Below are 19475 nucleotides of genomic sequence, written 5' to 3' on the forward strand. Positions count from 1 at the left end.
GCAGAAAGGACAACGCCCGGAAAACCGGGCGTTGTTTGTGTTAAATCAATCAGCTTTTAACAATGGGTGGAATATAAACCACGCCCATATCCCACGGCTGCTCAATCCAGGTATTTTGCGGAATATCGACGATATAGTTGTCCACCAGCTCACGACCGGCAGGTTTAGCGAAGATGGTGCAGAAATGCGCTTTAGGATACATATCGCGAATGGCCTGCGCCGTCCCGCCAGTATCAACCAGATCATCAATCACGATAAAGCCTTCACCATCGCCTTCTGCGCGCTTCAGCACTTTCATTTCGCGCTGGTGATCATGGTCATAGCTGGAGATGCACACGGTATCGACATAACGAATACCCAGTTCACGCGCCAGCAGCGAAGCCGGTACCAGGCCGCCACGGCTAACAGCAATGATGCCTTTCCACTGTTCAACAGGAAGCAGGCGCTGAGCCAGTTTGCGGGCATGGATCTGTAGCATGTCCCAGGTAACGACGTATTTTTCGCTCATAAATAGGTATCCCAGCCAACCGGATTGGCTTAAAAAATGTGCAACAGGGAAAAGGTTGCGCGAGATTATAAGGATATGACGCGTTAAAAACCAGCACCCGCGCGCCGGTTGCGGCTTTTTAACGCGTCTGATTACGCACCTGGCAAAAAACAGTGATATTCTCAGGCCCATCTCGTCAGATTCTCTGGCGGCGATCTTTCACTGGAAACTCGCGCCCTCCGGTTCATCCGGCGCACTGACACAGGAGACTTGTCGTGTCTGAATTGTCTCAACTTTCGCCACAACCGCTGTGGGATATTTTCGCTAAGATCTGCTCAATTCCTCATCCGTCTTTCCATGAGGAAGCGCTTGCCACCTATATTGTGGGCTGGGCTAAAGAGCAAGGTTTCTGGTGTGAACGCGACCAGGTTGGCAACATCCTGATCCGTAAACCGGCAACTGCTGGCATGGAAAAACGCACGCCGGTTGCCTTGCAGGCGCATCTGGATATGGTGCCGCAGAAAAACAACGACACCGTTCATGACTTCACCAAAGATCCTATTCAGCCGTATGTTGATGGCGAATGGGTGAAGGCACGTGGAACTACGCTGGGTGCAGATAACGGTATCGGTATGGCATCGGCGCTGGCGGTCCTGGCAGACAACACGCTAACGCACGGCCCGCTGGAAGTGCTACTGACCATGACCGAAGAAACCGGCATGGATGGCGCGTTTGGTTTGCAACCAAACTGGCTACAAGCGGATATTTTGATCAACACCGACTCTGAAGAAGAGGGTGAGATCTACATGGGATGTGCGGGCGGCATCGATTTTATCACCACGCTGTCGCTGACGCGTGAAGAGGTTCCCGCTGATTTCGACACCCTGAAGCTGACGCTGAAAGGTCTGCGAGGCGGCCATTCCGGTGCCGACATCCATATGGGGCTTGGCAACGCCAATAAGCTGTTGGCGCGTTTTCTCGCGGCGCATGCGGCTGAGCTGGATGTGCGCCTGATAGACTTTACCGGCGGCACGCTGCGTAACGCCATTCCACGTGAAGCGTTTGCTACGCTGGCGGTGGCAAATCACAAGGTTGATACACTGAAAGCCGCTGCGGCGCATTTCCTTTCTGCTTTGCAAAATGAGCACGGTGTGAAAGAGAAAAATATCGCGCTGGTGACCGAGCCACTGGCACATCAGGGTCAGGCGCTCACGGCTGACAGTCGCGATCGCTTCCTGAATTTGCTGAACAGCACGCCGAATGGGGTCATTCGCAATTCTGACGTGGCGAAAGGTGTGGTCGAAACGTCGCTGAACGTAGGCGTGGTCACCATGGATGCTGATAACGCTGAAATCAATTGCCTGATCCGCTCGCTGATCGACACCGGCCGCGATTATGTGGTGCAAATGTTGACTTCACTCGGCCAGCTGGCTGGCGCGCAGACCAGGCCGAAAGGCGGCTATCCTGGCTGGCAGCCAGATGCGGATTCGCCAGTTATGGCGCTGACGCGTCAAACTTATCAGGCTCTGTTCAATAAGATGCCGAATATCCAGGTGATCCATGCAGGTCTGGAGTGTGGCCTGTTCAAGAAGCCCTATCCTGATATGGACATGGTGTCCATTGGGCCAACGATTACCGGTCCGCATTCGCCTGATGAGCAAGTGCATATTGAAAGCGTCGGGCTTTACTGGAAATTATTGACAACATTGTTGACTGCGATTCCAGAAAAATAATTTTTTCCTCCGCTTAATCCACCAGGCTACGGCCTGGTTTTTTATACCCGCCGGTTTAAGTCAGCATAAAACACTACGCTAACTCACTATTTCCCCTTAAATCACCACGCTATCAGTTACATCCAGTTATAGACGCCATTATGTCCAGATCTCTGGATGGCTAATAGGAGTTTGTGCTAGCTTATGCGCTTTCGATTGTTGCCGCTCCCGTGACTTTAGGAAACAATGCGGTCGTTATTTTGTACAGAGGTTCCTTCAATGAGCGCGTTAAACCGCCTTGAGATGCGTAACATCTCCATCGCTTTTGGCGGATTTGCCGCGTTAACGCAGGTGGATTTTGTCAGCGAAGGCCATTCGGTACATGCGTTGACGGGCGCGAACGGCGCTGGAAAATCGACGCTGATGGCCGTGTTGTCCGGGGCGCATAGCCATTACAGCGGCGAGATACTGTTGGACGGCAAAAAGGTGTCGATACGCAGCCCGCGCGATGCCAAACAGCTCGGTATCCATCTGGTCCAGCAGGAAGTGGATGTCGCGCTGGTGCCACAACTCAGCGTGGCAGAAAACATTTTGCTGGATCGGCTGGCGGAACCGGGACACGGTTATCGCTGGAGTGAAATCCGTCGCCAGGCTCACCTTTTGCTGGCTCAGCTTGATGTCGTCATTGACATTAATCGTCTGGTAGAGCGCTGTACGCTGGCCGAGAAACAGCAAATTCTGTTGGCGCGTGCGCTGTCGCATCACTGCCGGTTTCTGATTCTGGACGAGCCTACTGCCCCGCTCGATCAGCATGAAAGCGAGCGTCTGTTTAATGTGGTGCGACGGTTGCAGGCCAGCGGTATTGGCGTCGTATTTATTTCCCATCGTATTCATGAACTTAAAGCGATTTGCGATCGCCTGACGGTGCTGCGTGATGGAAGCTTAATTGAAAGCTGTCCGATGGCGGCGTTAAGCGGTGAGCAAATCGTGGAGAAGATGTTAGGCCACCCGCTGACCGACATCTATCCCATCCCGCGTGAGCCACAGACACAGCCGTTACTGTTGGCGGTAGATGGCCTGCACGACGAACAGTTGCTGCAAAACATTTCACTGCGCCTGCATAAAGGTGAAATTCTTGGTATTGCTGGCCTGGCGGGCGCGGGCAAAACCGAGCTGTGCAAGGCGCTGTTTGGTGCCAGTAAAAGCCGGGTGACGCGTGGTGAGCTACACGGTAAGCCCTGGAAACCGCGATCGCCACATGAGTCGGTGTCCCAACGCCTGGCTCTGGTGCCGGAAGAGCGTCGCAAAGAGGGCATTTTTATTGATGAATCGGTGGCGATGAACCTGAGCGTGAGCGCCGATGACAGCTTTTCTCGCTGGAGTTTGTTTGGGCATCGGCAGGCGTGGCGTTGGGCGGAAGAAATTATTCAGCGCCTGAATGTACGCACGACCGGCCCGACGCAACCTCTGCGTCGTTTGTCCGGCGGCAATCAACAGAAAGTGGCGATCGGCAAATGGCTCCGCAATAACGCTGACGTGCTGATTTTTGATGAGCCAACCAAAGGCGTAGATATTAAAGCCAGAACTGAACTGTTTGCGCTGATTGACAGCCTGGCGCGTGACGGCAAAGGCATTATCTACGCGTCAGGTGAATTTTCGGAGCTGGTTGGCTTATGTGACCGCATTTGCGTGCTCTGGGATGGACGCATTGTGGCGGAGCTGGACGCACGAGACGTTACCGAAGAAACGCTTTTGCTTTATTCCACCGGAGGAACCCCTGCGTGAGCAGTAAAGAACTAACCCTGAACCCGGCGCCGCCGTCGCTGCGCCATCGACTGTTCGATTTTCTCTATAAATGGGGGATGTTACTGACGGTAGTGATTTTAATCGCCGCCTTTGGCCTGGCGACTGACAGCTTTCTTGATCCGAATAACATCATCAACATTTTGCGCTCTATCGCGATTGTGACGGTTATTGCGGTCGGTGTGTCGGTCTCGCTTACCGTAGGCGGTTTCGATCTTTCTGTGGGTTCTACCGCCTCGCTGGCAAATGCGCTGGTGATCTCGCTATTCGTCTGGTATGGCTTCAATACCACTGAAGCGATTGTTATTACGCTGGCGCTCTGCACCCTGGTCGGTCTGTTTAACGCCTTTCTGATTGTCATTCTGCGTATACCTGACATGCTCGCTACGCTGGCAACGCTGTTTGTGATTCAGGGCGTAGCGATGACCTACAGCTTTGGCGGCTCGATCACCGAGAACATGGTGTTACCCAGTGGTGATATGGCGGAGGGCACTATTCCGGCAGCGTTTGGCCTGCTCGGTCAGGTGCCGACTAACGTGGTTATCATGTTGCTGGTCACTGTCGTGGCGCAGCTGGGGCTGTCGCTAACCAAACACGGTCGGCGCATGTATGCGCTGGGCGGCAACCCGGAAGCCGCGCGCCTTTCCGGTATTCGTACTACGCGTTACCGTGTGCTGGCTTATGTCATTGCTTCGCTGCTGGCTGGGCTGGGTGGCATTTTGCTGGCCTCACGTATTGGTTCCTCACAAGTCAACGCCGGAAGCGGCTATCTGATGGATGCGGTTGCGGCAGCGTGGATCGGCTTTTCCCTGGCCGGTTCAGGTAAACCCAATGCTTTGGGAACGCTGGTTGGCGCGGTAATTCTGGGCGTGCTGCAAAACGGTCTGGTGATGCTGTCGGTGCCCTATTACGCCATGGACATTATTAAAGGGCTGGTGCTGGCGTTAGCACTGGCGATGACTTACATCCAGCGCCGCTGAGGCGCGATATTCTGGAGTTAAAATAATGAAAAAAATCACGCTCTCGCTGCTGGCTTTAAGCCTGCTCAATGCCAGCGCCACGTTTGCCGACACCGTGACGCCGGTGCCGACTGTCATCGCCAGTCACGCTGGTCCGATTCGTATCGCGGTCATCCGCAATCTGGGTTCTGATGACAATACCACCCAGTTTGTCGCCGGTGCCATTCAGGAAGGCCGTAAGCTGGGCTTTAAGGTCAGCACTTTTCTGAGTAACGGCGATGATGCTCGTTTTCAGGATTTCGTAAATCAGGCTATCAGTCAGAAATATGACGGCATCATCCTGTCGCACGGCAAAGCCCCTTACGCCAGCGGTTTAGTGAAGCGTATCGCTGACGCTGGCATCAAGCTGTCGGTGTTTGATACACCAGTCGATTCGCCCGTCAATGGCGTAACCGTCACTGCCCAAGATGACGCGTCACTGGCGCAGCTGTCCCTTGGCCAAATCGTCAAGGATTTCAACGGCAAAGCGAACATAATCAAACTATGGGTCGCCGGGTCCCCGCCGATGGAACGCCGCCAGGTGGTGTATGAAAAACTGCTGCAAGCGAATCCGGGCATTCATCAACTGGAATCAATTGGTGCCGTTTCAACGGATGTACAGGGTGATACTGCCAATAAAATTGGCGCAATCCTCGCGAAGTATCCGAAAGGAAAAATTGATGCCATCTGGGGCGCGTGGGATGCTTTCAGTCAGGGCGCATACAAAGCGCTGCAAGAGAACGGACGGACTGAGATCAAACTGTACAGCATTGACGTATCGAACCAGGATTTGCAGTTAATGCGTGAGAAAAACAGCCCGTGGGTGCAAACTGTTGCGGTTGATCCTAAAACGATCGGCGCAGTGAATATGCGTCTGGTGGCGAACAAGATAGCCGGTGAGGCCACGCCAGCAACCTATGAATTCAAAGCGGCCTCGATTTCTCAGCAGCAGTTGAACGGTCAGCAAGGTGCGGTCAATGTCGCTTCGCTGAACAAAATCGTTCCCGGCTGGGGCAGCAATGAAGACTTTGTCGCGCCGTGGTTTGCCACGCTGGAAGCGAAATATAAGAAGTAATGGCAGGCGGGCAAGGCCCGCCTTGTTTATAAGCCGAGCAATAGCTGCCTTTCAAGCTGCGGATCAACCAGCGTAACGTGTAACCCCACCAGCCGAACGCCTCTTCCTGCGCGGCGTTCGTCCCAAGTTTTACGCGCCACCGCAATCATGTCGTCCTTATTCAGCACCGGCCAAATGTGCTCTTGAGTGGTCTGCTGGAAATCATCAAACTTTAATTTTACGCCCTGACGGGCAATCAGTTTATCCGGGCGAATCTGCGTCAGGCGGCGTTCTAACTCATCGTAGAGATAATCAATAATCGCTAAACAGGCTTCCCAGTGATTGATGTCCTCCGCCAGGGTTCTTTCTACCCCCAGCGACTTACGCTCGCGTTCGACCACCACGCCGCGCGCATCAATGCCGTGACTGCGTTCCCATAATACCCGGCCAAATTTGCCAAAGCGTTTTAGCAGCAGCGCCAAATCCGCTTTTTGTATGTCGCCACAGGTATGCAGGCCCATCTCTTCCAGCTTCTTTGCAGAGACTTTCCCCACACCCGGAATTTTCGCCAGGGGTAAAGTCAGCAAAAAGTCCGGCATCTGTGACGGCGTGATCACATATTGCCCGTCCGGTTTATTTAAATCGGAGGCGATTTTGGCGAGAAATTTAATCGGCGCAATGCCTGCCGACGCGGTAAGTTTGGTTTCCCGATAAATCGTCGCACGGATCTCCTGAGCGATCAGCGTAGCGGAGCCGTGACAATGCTGGCTGTCGGTGACATCCAGATAGGCTTCATCAAGGGAAAGCGGTTCAATTAATGCGGTATAACGCGAGAAGATGGTGCGGATTTGCGCTGATGCCTCTTTGTAAGCAGCAAAGCGCCCCGGCAGCAGACGTAAATGTGGGCATAGTTTCAGGGCCATGCCGGTTGGCATTGCACTGCGCACGCCATATTTACGCGCCGGATAGTTGGCGGTACTAATTACGCCACGACGTTCACGACTACCGCCGATAGCGACGGGAATATCGCGTAACGTTGGATCATCCCGCATCTCAACTGCGGCAAAAAAGCAGTCCATATCAACATGAATGATTTTACGCATACCCGCCTCCAGAACTGGATAAGTATACAGTCAAAAAAAGCAACCGCAATATTTGTGGCGAGGCGCAGTAACGTTTACAAATTTCTGCCGCTATTCCCTTCAGGAAAGCGTGATTTTCCGGGGCATTGACTTGCTAAAAAAACAGACAATGTTAATGTTGCGCAGCGGTAGCGGAGTTATCCGATAATGCAAGCAGAGACGCCTTTGGGTCGTCATTGTTCTTCTTCACGTCAAGGTACACACAGCATGGGCAAAATCGCACTTCTGTTTGCGATGATTTTGATGCCAGCCCTCAGCATGGCAATGACGCCGGAGCCAGTTCAGCAACTGGCGCCGGTGAATAAAGAATTAAAGAAACAGTTACTCGGCACGCCGGTTTATATCCAGATCTTCAAGGAAGAACGCACACTTGAGCTGTACGGTAAAATCGGTAACGAATATCGGCTACTGGATGCTTACCGCATCTGCAACTTTTCGGGTGGCCTCGGCCCGAAACGCCGTCAGGGCGATTTCAAAAGTCCGGAAGGTTTTTATCACGTCAGGCTGAATCAGCTGAAGCCGGATAGCCGCTTCTATCGTGCAATCAATATCGGTTTTCCAAATCAATACGATCGCGAGCAGGGCTATAACGGCAACTTTTTGATGATCCATGGCGATTGCAAGTCAATTGGCTGCTACGCCATGACCAACGCTTATATGGACGAGATTTTCAATTATGTGAATGCGGCGTTGCGTAATGGTCAGCAAGAAGTAAGCATTAGTATCTATCCGTTCCGTATGACGGACAGCAATATGCAGCGTCATCGCTATTCCACTTACGCCAGTTTCTGGCGTGAGCTGCAGCCGGGCTATGCGTATTTCGCCAAATACCATCAACCCCCTACGGTTAACGTAAGCAGCGGTCAATACGTGATGAACAGCAGCCCGGTATTAACGCAACCCGAAGCTGCCTCCAAATCATTCCTCGCGCTCTCCAAGGCAGAATAATGCCCACTCGCCTGGCACGATGCGGTGCCAGGTCTCATTACCTGTCAGCGGCTGCGTCGCAATCACCGTCACAATGTCGTTGGCGGTGGTATGTTCCTGAAAATCAACTTCCACATCCTGATCGAGCAGCTGCGCACGACCAAACGGGGCACGCCGCGTAATCCAAAATAAATTGGTCGAGCAAAACGCCATTAAATAGCGCCCGTCTGACAGCAACATATTAAACACGCCCTTTAGTCGCAGTTCACTCGCCAGCTCGCCAATATAGCGAAACACCGCAGGCCAGTTGCCTGGCGTGCGCGGATAGCGTGTCGCCAGCTTGTGCAGAATCCAGCAAAATGCCTTCTCGCTGTCCGTTTCACCCACCGGACGGAAGTGACCGGTTTCCAGTTGGCGATAGCCTTTGAGCTGACCATTATGGGCGTAGGTCCAGTTGCGTCCCCACAATTCACGGGTAAACGGATGGGTATTTTCCAGCGAAACCTGACCCCGATTAGCCTGGCGGATATGCGCCACCACCGAATGGGATTTAATCGGATATTCCTGCACTAGACGAGCAATGGGCGAATTATAGCCTGGCAAGGGATCCTTAAACGTGCGACAGCCTTTATCTTCATAAAACGTAATGCCCCAGCCATCTTTATGTGGCCCGGTTCCGCCGCCACGCTGCACCAGGCCGGTGAAGCTAAAACAGATGTCTGTTGGAACATTTGCGCTCATCCCGAGCAATTCGCACATAGCCGCCGCCTTAGTTAAGATGCCTCCCGCCTGGCAGGAGGCTAATGCTGTTACTTCACCATCTCTTTTTCGATCAACAACATCAGGATATGGATCACTTTGATATGGATCTCCTGAATACGATCGGCGTAACCAAAATGCGGTACGCGGATTTCAATGTCTGCCGTTCCCGCCATTTTGCCGCCATCTTTGCCGGTCAGGGTAATCACTTTCATTCCCTGCGCACGCGCAGCATCAATCGCTTTGATGATGTTGGCGGAGTTGCCGGAGGTGGAAAGCGCCAGCAGCACGTCGCCTGAACGGCCTACCGCTTCGATGTAGCGTGAAAATACATAGTCGTAGCCAAAATCATTGCTGACACAAGACAGATGACTGACGTCAGAAATGGCAATCGCCGGGTAGCCAGGACGGTTTTCGCGATAGCGCCCGGTCAACTCTTCGGCAAAATGCATCGCATCGCAATGTGACCCCCCATTTCCACACGACAGCACTTTGCCGCCCGCTTTAAAGCTATCTGCCAACATTACCGCTGCGCGTTGAATCGCATGGATATTGGCTTCGTCACTCAGAAATTTATTTAGCGTATCCGCTGCTTCGTTAAGCTCTGAACGAATCATGTCCTGGTACATAGGGATGTCCTTTAAAGAGGAGATTTATCGCAGCAAGTTTAACGGAATGGCCGGCTCGCGCAAAGCATCGCGCCCGATCCAGCGTACTGGACGCCCTAATATTTAGCCAATGATTTTACCCACCCTTTCCCGGTCATGATTTTGTGAGCAAGGTTGTAATTGCGATGTAAAAAAATTGATAAATCAAACGATCTGCTCTAAACCTCTACCCATAACAGGTCAGACCTCTTACGACTTACGGAGTCACTCATTATGATGGTTGTTTCGATACTGGCAACAGTAGTGCTGATTAGCGCCTTGTTTTATCACCGCGTTTCGCTACGGCTAAGCAGTATTATTTTGCTGCTGTGGACCGGTGCACTGGCCACGGCGCAACTCTGGACGCCGTGGCTGCTGCTGCCATTAGCCATTATTCTGCTGCCCTTCAATCTGCAAAATATGCGTCGCAATATGTTCTCTAAACCGATGCTTCAGCGTTTTCAACAGGTAATGCCGCCTATGTCGCGCACGGAGAAGGAAGCCATTGATGCGGGTACGACCTGGTGGGAAGGCGATCTGTTTCAGGGTAAACCTGACTGGCAGAAGCTACACAATTATCCGCAGCCGCGCCTGACCGCCGAAGAGCAAGCCTTTCTGGACGGACCGGTTGAAGAAGCCTGCCGCATGGCGAATGATTTCCAGATCACGCATGAAATGGCCGACCTGCCACCTGAGCTGTGGGCATACCTGAAAGAGCAGCGCTTTTTTGCCATGATCATCAAAAAAGAGTACGGCGGCCTGGCGTTTTCAGCCTATGCACAAGCCCGCGTGCTGCAAAAACTGGCGGGAGTGTCAGGCATTCTGGCGATCACCGTTGGCGTGCCGAACTCGCTTGGACCAGGCGAACTACTGCAACATTACGGCACCGAAGCGCAGAAAAATCACTATTTGCCTCGTCTGGCGCGTGGTGAAGAGATCCCCTGCTTTGCCTTAACCAGCCCCGAAGCTGGTTCTGACGCGGGCGCCATCCCCGATACGGGCGTGGTATGCATGGGCGACTGGCAAGGTCAGCAGGTTCTCGGCATGCGTTTAAGCTGGAACAAGCGCTACATCACCCTCGCCCCGATTGCTACCGTGCTGGGGCTGGCCTTTAAACTGTCCGATCCCGAACATTTACTCAGCGACAATGAAGCGCCCGGCATCACCTGCGCGTTGATCCCCACCAGCACGCCGGGGGTTGAAATCGGCAATCGCCACTTCCCACTTAACGTTCCCTTCCAAAATGGGCCAACGCGCGGCAAAGATATTTTTGTCCCCATCGATTTTATTATCGGCGGCCCGGAAATGGCCGGTCAGGGCTGGCGTATGCTGGTTGAATGTTTGTCGGTTGGGCGCGGCATTACCTTGCCATCAAATTCTACCGGCAGCCTGAAAAGCGTGGCGCTGGCAACCGGCGCCTATGCGCATATCCGCCGCCAGTTCAAACTGCCGATTGGTAAAATGGAAGGGATTGAGGAGCCGCTGGCACGTATCGCCGGTAATACCTACGTGATGGATGCAGCAGCCACGCTGATTACCGCAGGCATTATGCAGGGTGAAAAACCGGCTGTACTGTCGGCTATCGTCAAATACCATTGCACGCATCGTGGTCAGCGCGCCATCATCGATGCGATGGATATTGCGGGCGGTAAAGGCATCATGTTGGGTAACAATAACTTCCTTGCGCGCGCATATCAGGGGGCTCCTATCGCCATTACGGTAGAAGGTGCCAATATTCTGACCCGCAGCATGATCATCTTTGGTCAGGGCGCGATTCGCTGCCATCCTTACATACTGCAAGAGATGGCCGCAGCCGCCAGCAATAATATAAGCGCCTTTGATGAGGCTCTGTTCAGTCACATGGGTCATGTCGGCAGTAATAAAGTACGCAGCCTGTGGCTGGGTCTAACCAGCGGGCGCACCAGCGCTACGCCGACGCGCGATGCTACCCGCCGCTATTATCAGCACCTGAACCGGATCAGCGCTAATCTGGCTTTGCTGTCTGATGTTTCAATGGCAGTGTTGGGCGGTAGCCTGAAACGCCGCGAACGTGTCTCGGCGCGTTTGGGTGATGTGCTGAGTCAGCTTTATCTCGCTTCTGCCACGCTGAAACGCTATGACGATGAAGGCCGTAATGAAGCCGATCTGCCACTGGTTCACTGGGGCGTGCAGGACGCCTTGCATCAGGCAGAAAACGCAATGGATGAGCTACTGCGTAACTTCCCGAATCGCTTTGTTGCAGGCGTACTGCGTGTGGTTATTTTTGCGGGCGGCAAACATTGCCCTGCCCCGTCTGATCGCCTCGATCACCAGCTGGCGAAGCTGTTACAGCAGCCATCAGCCACGCGAACCCGCCTGGGACGTGGCCAATACCTGACACCGAGTGAACATAATCCCGCCGGTCAGCTAGAGCAGGCGCTGCTGGATGTCATCGCGGCTGAAGTGATTCACGATCGGTTATGCAAGCAGACTAAAAAACATCTGTCGTTTACCCGTCTTGATGCTCTGGCAATACGTGCTTTAGAGCAGGGTTGGATTGATGAGCAGGAAGCGGAGGTATTGAAACGCGCCGAAGCAAGTCGTCTGCGCTCCATTAACGTTGATGAGTTTGCTGCGGATGCCCTGGCGGTGCCGGCTAAACAAACCGAACAGAAGCCTTCCCGGCCCAGCGAAGCAGCTTAGTAAAAAGGAATAAAACACAATGGGCCGATATACTCTCGGCCCAAACCTGCTGCAGCGGCTTGCTCATTGCTTAACGAGAGCCGCTATATTCTGCACCGCTCCCACATATTTAGCGTTAACCTGCCTGGCGAATGCGCGCAATCAGCGCATCAACATCTTCTACATGATCGGCCGCAAGGATTAGCGTGCGCCCCAGCGTAATGGCGTTGCGAAGGCATTCAGTGCGCATCGCCACATCTTTGATCAGTTTCATATCCGCCACATGCGACATGCCGACGGTGCGTCGAATCAGCTCAGTGCCACAATAACCAATGGTATCGGCCCACACTTTACGCAAAAATGCCTGCGCATAACCCGGATATCCCAGTGCTATACCGGTCGTTTTTTCTTTCGCCAGTTGCAGAAAGCGAGCGGAGAAAGTGCTCCATATATCATGGACATCAGCCAGGCGCTGTTCACGCGCATCGGCAGCTTCGCGTGGCGCGACTAAGCCCGGCAAGCCACAGTAATTGATCAGCAGGTTGCCAATCGCGGTGCCAACATCAAAGCCTATCGGCCCAAAGTAACCAAACTCGGCATCAATCGCCTTCAGGCTACCCTCCGCCACAAAAATCGAACCGCTATGAATATCGCCGTGCAGCAGAGCTTCGGCATTGGCAAAGAAGCGATGCTTAAGCGCCGCCACGGCAATACGTAGCGCATTGTCATGACGCAGGCTTGCAACCAGCGGTTCCAGCGCGGCTGGATAGTTATTGCGCTGGTGATCGTTATAGGGATCGTTGAAGAACAGGTCTTCGGTGATTTCGCACATTTCCGGATTAATGAAGCGCGCCACTTCCGCCTTTTTCTGGTGCGGATGCAGAATAAAGTCGGAGGTATGAAACAGCGTTTGCGCCAGATACTCACCCAACTGACGTGATGCTTCTGGATAACGCACGCCTTTTACCAGCTCGCTGCGCCAGATGCGATAATGGGAAAGATCTTCCATTACCATTACCGCCAGATCAGCGTCGTAATGGATGATCTGAACGGTATGCTGCGGACAATATTTATAGTGTTCAACCAGAGTTTGCGCTTCAAGCCGCGCACGGTCCAGCGTTAACGGCCAGGATTCGCCTACGCAACGTACATAGGGCAGCGCCTGCTTTACCACAACCCGGCTAACTCCCTGATTATCGTAAATTTTAAACACCAGATTGAGATTACCATCACCAATCTCTTCGGCACTGACCAGCGCCGATGGATCGTCTATTCCGCCGTAGCGTTTGGCATATTCCACAGCGTCAGCAGCGGTGAAGGTACGGTATTGCGACATTGCCTGTTCCTCATCAATCGAATGCCTGGTAAATCGTAAGCCGTTCAGACGTCTATACATCCGTTCAGCATGTTGGCACAATATCCGCCATTAACGCAACATGGATTTCACAGACAATGCAGACACTTCAAACCACCAGCTTACAGGTTCGTGACAACCAGCTCTGGGTCCTTGATCAGCAAGCGCTACCGCAGTAAAAAAACTGGTTGCCTGCGCACAGCGTGGCGCAGTTGGTTGCGCATATTCACGCCTTACGGGTGCGTGGTGCGCCGCTAATTGGTCTTCCCGCTTCGCTGTTGCTGGCGCTACTGGCAGAGCATGGGCAAACACGCGACCAGCTGGCAGAAGCGCTGGAGATTCTGCGGGCCGCACGTCCAACCGCCGTTAACCTGATGAATAATCTTGATCGCATGAAGCTGGCGCTCACGCAGGAAAGCTTTGTTGATGCCCTCGGTAAAGAAGCGATACGTCTGGTGGCAGAGGATAAGCAGCTTTGCGACAGCATTGCGGACGCAGGAAGTGCGCTGGTTAAACCAGGCAGCCAGCTACTGACGCACTGCAATACCGGTGGATTAGCCACGGCCGGGGTCGGCACCGCATTGGGAGTGATTGCCCGCGCACATCAGCAAGGCAAAGTCGCGAACGTCTGGGTCGATGAAACTCGCCCTTTACTACAAGGCGGCCGCTTAACTGCCTGGGAACTGGGCGAACTGTCAATTCCGTATCAGTTAATCACCGATTCGATGGCGGCAAGTTTAATGGCAAGCCAAAAAGTAGATGCGATTTGGGTGGGTGCGGATCGCATTGCGGCGAATGGCGATGTGGCGAATAAAATTGGCACGTACAGCCTGGCGGTGCTGGCGCATTATCACGCGATTCCGTTTTATGTTGCAGCGCCGCATACTACGCTGGATCGCTTGTGTCCCGATGGCGCCGCGATCCCCATTGAACAGCGCGCCGCCAGTGAAATCACCGGCGTGGCAGGCAGCTTTGGCAGCGTACAGTGGGCACCCGAGAAGGCGACCGTCTGTAACCCGGCGTTTGACGTCACGCCAGCCGCGCTAATCAGCGGCTGGGTACTGGATACCGGCGTGGTGACGCCTTCAGAGGTTGCAGCTGGCGTGTTACAGCCGAAGTAATACGCTGCGGCATTGTGCGCGCGGTGAGCTGCGCGCACAGACAGGAAACTAAGCCAGGCGTGGATATGCATCGGCAATCTTGTCACCGGTAAAATTCGCGATCCAACCTTCCTGATTATCAAAAATACGTATCGCAGTGAAATTCGGTGCCGAGCCCATATCAAACCAGTGCGGCGTACCGGCTGGAACCGAAATCAGATCACTCTTCTCACACAGGATCTGCAAAATCTGCCCATCCAGATGCAGGCAAAACAAACCTGCACCTTCCACAAAAAAGCGGACTTCATCCTCGCCGTGCGTATGTTCAGAAAGAAACTTCTCGCGCAGCAGATCTTTTTGTGGATGATCGGCACGCATACTGATCACATCCCAGCTCTGATAGCCCTTTTCTGCCACCAGCCGATCGATCGCATGCTGATAAGCGTTAATTACCGTTGCGGCATCCGGGTTTTCACCCAGATCGCGATCCGCTTCCCAGCGCTCAAAACGGACACCTTTGGCATTCAGACGCGCACGGATCGCCTCCGCATCGGTGCTGTGCCACACCGGCTGGCTGGCTTCGCTATCGGTAAAAATAGTCAGTGCACTCATCTCAAATCGACTCCGGGTTAATCTGGGAAAAATTATTGACCTGACGGTGACGGCTTTCATTATCCGCATCGTCACGAATCAATTGCAGAGTTTGCCATCCGGCTGCGGCTGCCGCGTCCAGTTCCTGATGTATATCAGAAAGAAACAGCAGCTGCTCAACCGGTAGACCGATTTCGGCGGCGATAGTGCGATAAGAGGCCACGTCGCGCTTGGCGCCAACGTGAGTATCGAAATAGCCGCTGAACAGGCCAGTAATATCACCTTCGTCGCTGTAACCAAATAACAATTTCTGCGCCGCAACCGAGCCGGATGAATAAACGTAAAGTTTCAGTCCCTGCTGCTGCCACGCGGTTAGCGCAGGTGCAACATCCGGATAAAGATGACCGGTAAAGTTGCCATTCACGTAACCATCGCGCCAGATCATGCCCTGCAACGCTTTCAGTCCGGTAGATTTACGATCCTGATCCATAAAGCTGAACAGGATCGCTATTAACGCTTCCCGATCGGCATTCGGTTGATCTACTTCGGCGCGTACCGCATCCAGCGCCGCATTAACGTGTGCATTATCCTGATGATCGCGAATAAAGGTGGCTAAATGCTGGCGGGCATAGGGAAACAGGATATTATGCACGAAGCGAATATCGCTGGTCGTGCCTTCAATATCAGTAACAATGGCGCGGATCATTTTTTCTCCAGCAGGCGATGTTGACGTTCACATTCAAATAAAAATTCCAGCCCTTCCAGATGACGACGCGCTTCACTGACATCTTTGCCCCAGCACGTGAGGCCATGACCGCGTAGCAGAAAGCCATAACGCAGCGGGAAGCGTGCGGCATAGTCTTCAATTTCCGACGCCAGTGCGCTGATATTCTGACTGTTATCGAAAACCGGGATAGCGACCGTGTCCTCATGCGTGTGTTGTCCGGTCAGCGATTTCTGCATTTCATAGCCATAGAGCAATAACGCTGCGCCCTCTTCCACTCGCGACAGCACGGTTGCGTTCACGGTATGGGTATGTAAGACCGCACCCGCATCGGGGAACAGGCGATAAATTAGCGTATGCAGGCCCGTTTCGGCAGAAGGTTTGCGCCCTGATGGTGCATGATTGCTGGCGATTTCGACCTGGATAAAATCATCACGAGTCAGGCTTCCTTTATCCTTACCGGACCCACTGAGCAGGCAAAAATGCGCATCCTGGCGTACCGACATATTACCGCCAGTGGCGGGCGCCCAGCCTTTAGCGCCAATCCAGTGGCAGGCTGCAACGAGTTGATCAAGCGGTTGAGGGTCCGACATAGGGTATCCTGTGCGATAGGTTTTAGCCGTCTAAGCGTCTCGATTGCCAAATACTAGCATCCTGTTTATAGTGGCAGCAACACAGGGATACTCCGCAAAGACATTCGCGCTTAAGGGCAAAGAACAATGACGCAGCATAACCTGATTCCCGAGAGCAAATTACCTGCGCTCGGCACTACCATTTTTACTCAAATGAGCGCGCTGGCGCAGCAGCATAAGGCTATCAATCTGTCACAGGGCTTTCCCGATTTTGACGGCCCGCGCTATTTACAGGATCGGCTGGCATATCATGTTAGCCAGGGTGCAAATCAATATGCGCCGATGACCGGTGCGCTGCCGCTGCGTGAAGCCATCGCGGCTAAAACTGCTGAGCTTTATGGTCACCTTCCCGATGTTAACAGCGAGATTACCGTCACCGCAGGCGCAACTGAAGCGTTGTACGCAGCGATCACCGCGCTGGTAAGGCCGGGTGACGAAGTGATCTGCTTCGATCCCAGCTATGACAGCTACGCGCCTGCTGTGCAACTGGCTGGGGGAACACTGAAACGCATCGCGCTGCAACCGCCTGGTTTCCGCGTTGACTGGTCGGAATTTAACTGCTTATTAAGTGATAAAACCCGCCTGGTGATCCTGAATACCCCTCATAATCCTTCCGCCACGGTGTGGCGCAAAAGCGATTATGCTGCGCTGTGGCAGGCCATTGCCGGGCAGGAAATTTATGTTCTGAGCGATGAAGTGTATGAACACATCTGCTTCGCCGAAGAGGGACATACCAGCGTGCTGGACCATGCCGAGCTGCGTCAGCGTGCGATTGCGGTGTCATCGTTTGGCAAAACTTTCCATATGACCGGCTGGAAGGTGGGGTACTGCATCGCACCGGCGGCAATGAGCGCCGAGATCCGCAAAGTGCATCAATATCTGACCTTTTCGGTGAATACTCCCGCGCAGTTAGCCATTGCCGATATGCTGCGTCAGGAACCTGAGCACTATCGCGAGCTGCCGGACTTTTACCGCACCCGCCGCGATTGCTTAATTCAGGCGCTAAGCAAAAGTCGCTTTAAGGTGCTGCCATGTGAAGGCACCTATTTTCTGCTCGTTGATTACAGCGCCATTTCTGATCTGGATGACGTGAATTTCTGTCAGTGGCTGACGAAAGAGGTGGGTGTCGCGGCTATTCCGTTGTCCGTATTCTGCGCCGGTCCGTTCCCGCATAAGCTGATTCGTCTGTGCTTTGCCAAACAGGAAGCGACGCTGATTGCCGCTGCGGAGCGCTTATGTCAACTTTAAACATTACCGTTTTACAGGAAACGCTGACCTGGATGGACGGCGAAGCGAATTTACGTCATTTCGATCGCGTACTGAGCGGTATTCACGGACGCGATTTAATTCTGCTGCCGGAAATGTTTACCACCGGGTTTGCTATGGAAGCGGCAAAAAGCTCGCTACCGCAACAGCAGGTGGTTGAATGGTTACACGGTCATGCGCGTACCCGCAATGCACTGGTGGGTGGCAGCGCCGCAATTCAGACTGAAAATGGTGCAGTAAACCGTTTTTTGCTGGTGGAGCCAGACGGTACGCTGCATCAATATGACAAGCGTCACCTGTTCCGTATGGCCGATGAACATCATCACTATCTGCCGGGTGAAACGCGTGAAGTGTTTAACTGGCGCGGCTGGCGTATCCTGCCGCAAATCTGTTATGACCTGCGTTTTCCGGTATTTTCCCGTAACCGTAATGATTATGATCTGGCGCTGTTTGTGGCTAACTGGCCAGCGCCGCGTGCTCTGCACTGGCAGGCGTTATTGCTGGCGCGAGCCATTGAGAATCAGGCTTACGTGGCAGGCTGCAACCGCGTGGGCGAAGACGGCAACCATCATCAATACAGCGGCGACAGCCGAATTATTTCGCCGCAGGGCGAGATTCTCAGCGCCGCCGAACCCTTTAAACAGGCGCGCATCGATGCGGAATTATCGCTGGATGCGTTGAATGCCTACCGCGAACGCTTCCCGGCGTGGCGCGATGCAGATAATTTTTCGCTGTAAGCCAGAAAGTAAACGGCCACTCAGGTGGCCTTTTTTATGCGCGTTATGAACGCGTTAACTGCCACGATAGGTCGACCATGACCAGGGAGAAATCAAAAACGGCAGATGGAAATGGCTGCCCGCTTCGGCAATCACAAAATCAATTTGTGCGCTGACATACAGCGCATCGCGCCCGCCAGCGGCAAAATAATCGCCAATCTCTGCGGTTAAACGATAGTGGCCCGGCGCGACGGGTTCCGGTGTCAATGCTTTCAAACGGCCATCGCTGTCGGTAACGCCTTCAGAAACCGGCAACCAGCCCTCCGGGCTGTTTTGTTCCAGTGAAATCGCCACGCCGATAGCCGGTTTACCCAGTGCGGTGTCGAGGACGTGCGTCGTAATGGTGCTCATGCAATGCTCTCCTTCAGGCGTAACAACGTGATTTCGCGCAGTTGGCTCAGAGCTTCCTGCTGCTCAGTATGCTCGTCATTGTTCAGGCGGCGCTGTAGCTCTGCCAGCATCTCTTCGCCGCTGCGTCCTTTTGCGCGAATCAAAAATACCCGCTGGAAACGCGCTTCGTAGTCCCGGTTACCTTGCAGAATCGCCTGCTGTAAAGCCTTACCGGCCTGCTGCATAGCGGACTGCTCACCACGCGAAAGCGAGGCTTCTTTGCTCACGCCGTTCGCTGGCTCGCCAATACGCGGATGAGCCGACAGCGCCTGTTGCAAATCATCACTTTGCCACAGGCATGCCAGGCGATCCCCTTCGGCGAGCAGCGCGTCAGGCGAAGCATAAGGACGCGCCGCCGCCAGCGCCTGTTGCCAGGCAGGAATCGCCACACAATGCGCAATCGCAGCCGCCGCGTCTCCAGGTGGCAGTTGATTAAAAGTCGCTAAATCCAT

18 protein-coding genes and 1 pseudogene are annotated in these 19475 nt (G+C 53.6%); 9 read left to right on the top strand and 10 right to left on the bottom strand.

What is annotated here, in order from left to right:
* Positions 1-49: 49 nt before the first annotated feature.
* Positions 50-508: a xanthine phosphoribosyltransferase gene (gpt, locus tag H2P46_RS02705; protein WP_193403677.1), complete on the bottom strand. Its 459-nt coding sequence runs from the start codon at positions 506-508 to the stop codon at positions 50-52.
* A gap of 254 nt (positions 509-762) precedes the next feature.
* Here gpt and pepD point away from each other — a divergent pair, with 254 nt between their 5' ends.
* From pepD to H2P46_RS02725, 4 genes are all read left to right on the top strand, one after another.
* A complete protein-coding gene (gene pepD / locus H2P46_RS02710; RefSeq protein WP_193403678.1) occupies positions 763-2220 on the top strand; it encodes a beta-Ala-His dipeptidase in 1458 nt (485 codons plus the stop codon).
* Positions 2221-2478: 258 nt separating this feature from the next.
* Positions 2479-3984 carry a sugar ABC transporter ATP-binding protein gene (locus H2P46_RS02715; RefSeq protein ID WP_193403679.1) on the top strand — a complete coding sequence of 502 codons (1506 nt, stop codon included), beginning with the start codon at positions 2479-2481 and terminating at the stop codon, positions 3982-3984.
* Complete coding sequence (locus H2P46_RS02720) at positions 3981-4982, top strand: ABC transporter permease (protein WP_193403680.1); 1002 nt, start codon at positions 3981-3983, stop codon at positions 4980-4982. Before H2P46_RS02715 ends, H2P46_RS02720 begins: the two co-directional genes overlap by 4 nt.
* Positions 4983-5007: 25 nt before the next feature.
* Positions 5008-6075, top strand: coding sequence for a sugar ABC transporter substrate-binding protein (locus H2P46_RS02725; protein WP_193403681.1), 1068 nt, complete (start codon positions 5008-5010; stop codon positions 6073-6075).
* Between the two features lie 26 nt (positions 6076-6101).
* Here H2P46_RS02725 and dinB read toward each other — a convergent pair whose 3' ends face one another.
* On the bottom strand, positions 6102-7157 hold the full coding sequence (gene dinB / locus H2P46_RS02730; RefSeq protein ID WP_193403682.1) for a DNA polymerase IV: 1056 nt from the start codon (positions 7155-7157) through the stop codon (positions 6102-6104).
* Between the two features lie 246 nt (positions 7158-7403).
* Between dinB and dpaA the strand changes: the two genes are divergently transcribed.
* Positions 7404-8144: a peptidoglycan meso-diaminopimelic acid protein amidase gene (gene dpaA, locus H2P46_RS02735; protein ID WP_193403683.1), complete on the top strand. Its 741-nt coding sequence runs from the start codon at positions 7404-7406 to the stop codon at positions 8142-8144.
* Here dpaA and H2P46_RS02740 read toward each other — a convergent pair.
* Both H2P46_RS02740 and lpcA read right to left on the bottom strand, forming a co-directional pair.
* Positions 8115-8882 carry a class II glutamine amidotransferase gene (locus H2P46_RS02740; protein WP_193403684.1) on the bottom strand — a complete coding sequence of 256 codons (768 nt, stop codon included), beginning with the start codon at positions 8880-8882 and terminating at the stop codon, positions 8115-8117. The two genes, dpaA and H2P46_RS02740, sit on opposite strands and share 30 nt — an antisense overlap.
* Before the next feature lie 50 nt (positions 8883-8932).
* The gene (gene lpcA, locus H2P46_RS02745) at positions 8933-9511 is read right to left on the bottom strand and encodes a D-sedoheptulose 7-phosphate isomerase (protein ID WP_193403685.1); all 579 of its coding nucleotides are present in this window, start codon (positions 9509-9511) and stop codon (positions 8933-8935) included.
* 252 nt (positions 9512-9763) lie between these two features.
* On the opposite strand from lpcA, the gene fadE reads away from it, so the two are divergent.
* A complete protein-coding gene (gene fadE / locus H2P46_RS02750) occupies positions 9764-12211 on the top strand; it encodes an acyl-CoA dehydrogenase FadE (protein WP_193403686.1) in 2448 nt (815 codons plus the stop codon).
* A 115-nt stretch (positions 12212-12326) separates the two neighbouring features.
* On the opposite strand, the gene mtnK is transcribed toward fadE, so the two are convergent.
* Positions 12327-13526, bottom strand: a complete 1200-nt coding sequence (mtnK, locus tag H2P46_RS02755) for an S-methyl-5-thioribose kinase (RefSeq protein WP_193403938.1) — start codon at positions 13524-13526, stop codon at positions 12327-12329.
* A 116-nt stretch (positions 13527-13642) separates the two neighbouring features.
* On the opposite strand from mtnK, the pseudogene mtnA reads away from it, so the two are divergent.
* A pseudogene (gene mtnA, locus H2P46_RS02760) lies at positions 13643-14665 on the top strand (S-methyl-5-thioribose-1-phosphate isomerase).
* 48 nt (positions 14666-14713) lie between these two features.
* Here mtnA and H2P46_RS02765 read toward each other — a convergent pair.
* Genes H2P46_RS02765 through H2P46_RS02775 form a run of 3 tightly spaced genes read right to left on the bottom strand, consistent with a single transcriptional unit; the run spans position 14714 to position 16552 of the window.
* Positions 14714-15256, bottom strand: a complete 543-nt coding sequence (locus tag H2P46_RS02765; RefSeq protein WP_193403687.1) for a 1,2-dihydroxy-3-keto-5-methylthiopentene dioxygenase — start codon at positions 15254-15256, stop codon at positions 14714-14716.
* A 1-nt stretch (position 15257) separates the two neighbouring features.
* The gene (gene mtnC / locus H2P46_RS02770; RefSeq protein WP_193403688.1) at positions 15258-15941 is read right to left on the bottom strand and encodes an acireductone synthase; all 684 of its coding nucleotides are present in this window, start codon (positions 15939-15941) and stop codon (positions 15258-15260) included.
* On the bottom strand, positions 15938-16552 hold the full coding sequence (locus H2P46_RS02775) for a methylthioribulose 1-phosphate dehydratase (RefSeq protein WP_193403689.1): 615 nt from the start codon (positions 16550-16552) through the stop codon (positions 15938-15940). Before H2P46_RS02775 ends, mtnC begins: the two co-directional genes overlap by 4 nt.
* Before the next feature lie 126 nt (positions 16553-16678).
* Between H2P46_RS02775 and H2P46_RS02780 the strand changes: the two genes are divergently transcribed.
* Positions 16679-17839 carry a pyridoxal phosphate-dependent aminotransferase gene (locus tag H2P46_RS02780; protein ID WP_193403690.1) on the top strand — a complete coding sequence of 387 codons (1161 nt, stop codon included), beginning with the start codon at positions 16679-16681 and terminating at the stop codon, positions 17837-17839.
* A complete protein-coding gene (locus tag H2P46_RS02785) occupies positions 17827-18594 on the top strand; it encodes an amidohydrolase (protein ID WP_193403691.1) in 768 nt (255 codons plus the stop codon). The genes H2P46_RS02780 and H2P46_RS02785 overlap by 13 nt, the downstream gene beginning before the upstream one ends.
* A 54-nt stretch (positions 18595-18648) precedes the next feature.
* On the opposite strand, the gene uraH is transcribed toward H2P46_RS02785, so the two are convergent.
* The gene (uraH, locus tag H2P46_RS02790; RefSeq protein WP_193403692.1) at positions 18649-18984 is read right to left on the bottom strand and encodes a hydroxyisourate hydrolase; all 336 of its coding nucleotides are present in this window, start codon (positions 18982-18984) and stop codon (positions 18649-18651) included.
* Positions 18981-19475, bottom strand: a complete 495-nt coding sequence (gene uraD, locus H2P46_RS02795; RefSeq protein WP_193403693.1) for a 2-oxo-4-hydroxy-4-carboxy-5-ureidoimidazoline decarboxylase — start codon at positions 19473-19475, stop codon at positions 18981-18983. Before uraD ends, uraH begins: the two co-directional genes overlap by 4 nt.

Origin of the sequence: Mixta mediterraneensis (assembly GCF_014946725.1) — a bacterium.
Classification (GTDB): Bacteria; Pseudomonadota; Gammaproteobacteria; order Enterobacterales; family Enterobacteriaceae; genus Pantoea; species Pantoea mediterraneensis.

Coding starts and splice junctions, on each gene's coding strand:
- gpt (WP_193403677.1), bottom strand. CDS start 508: ATGAGCGAAAAATACGTCGTTACCTGGGACATGCTACAGATCCATGCC.
- H2P46_RS02715 (WP_193403679.1), top strand. CDS start 2,479: ATGAGCGCGTTAAACCGCCTTGAGATGCGTAACATCTCCATCGCTTTT.
- H2P46_RS02725 (WP_193403681.1), top strand. CDS start 5,008: ATGAAAAAAATCACGCTCTCGCTGCTGGCTTTAAGCCTGCTCAATGCC.
- dinB (WP_193403682.1), bottom strand. CDS start 7,157: ATGCGTAAAATCATTCATGTTGATATGGACTGCTTTTTTGCCGCAGTT.
- dpaA (WP_193403683.1), top strand. CDS start 7,404: ATGGGCAAAATCGCACTTCTGTTTGCGATGATTTTGATGCCAGCCCTC.
- H2P46_RS02740 (WP_193403684.1), bottom strand. CDS start 8,882: ATGTGCGAATTGCTCGGGATGAGCGCAAATGTTCCAACAGACATCTGT.
- lpcA (WP_193403685.1), bottom strand. CDS start 9,511: ATGTACCAGGACATGATTCGTTCAGAGCTTAACGAAGCAGCGGATACG.
- fadE (WP_193403686.1), top strand. CDS start 9,764: ATGATGGTTGTTTCGATACTGGCAACAGTAGTGCTGATTAGCGCCTTG.
- mtnK (WP_193403938.1), bottom strand. CDS start 13,526: ATGTCGCAATACCGTACCTTCACCGCTGCTGACGCTGTGGAATATGCC.
- H2P46_RS02765 (WP_193403687.1), bottom strand. CDS start 15,256: ATGAGTGCACTGACTATTTTTACCGATAGCGAAGCCAGCCAGCCGGTG.
- mtnC (WP_193403688.1), bottom strand. CDS start 15,941: ATGATCCGCGCCATTGTTACTGATATTGAAGGCACGACCAGCGATATT.
- H2P46_RS02775 (WP_193403689.1), bottom strand. CDS start 16,552: ATGTCGGACCCTCAACCGCTTGATCAACTCGTTGCAGCCTGCCACTGG.
- H2P46_RS02780 (WP_193403690.1), top strand. CDS start 16,679: ATGACGCAGCATAACCTGATTCCCGAGAGCAAATTACCTGCGCTCGGC.
- H2P46_RS02785 (WP_193403691.1), top strand. CDS start 17,827: ATGTCAACTTTAAACATTACCGTTTTACAGGAAACGCTGACCTGGATG.
- uraH (WP_193403692.1), bottom strand. CDS start 18,984: ATGAGCACCATTACGACGCACGTCCTCGACACCGCACTGGGTAAACCG.
- uraD (WP_193403693.1), bottom strand. CDS start 19,475: ATGGATTTAGCGACTTTTAATCAACTGCCACCTGGAGACGCGGCGGCT.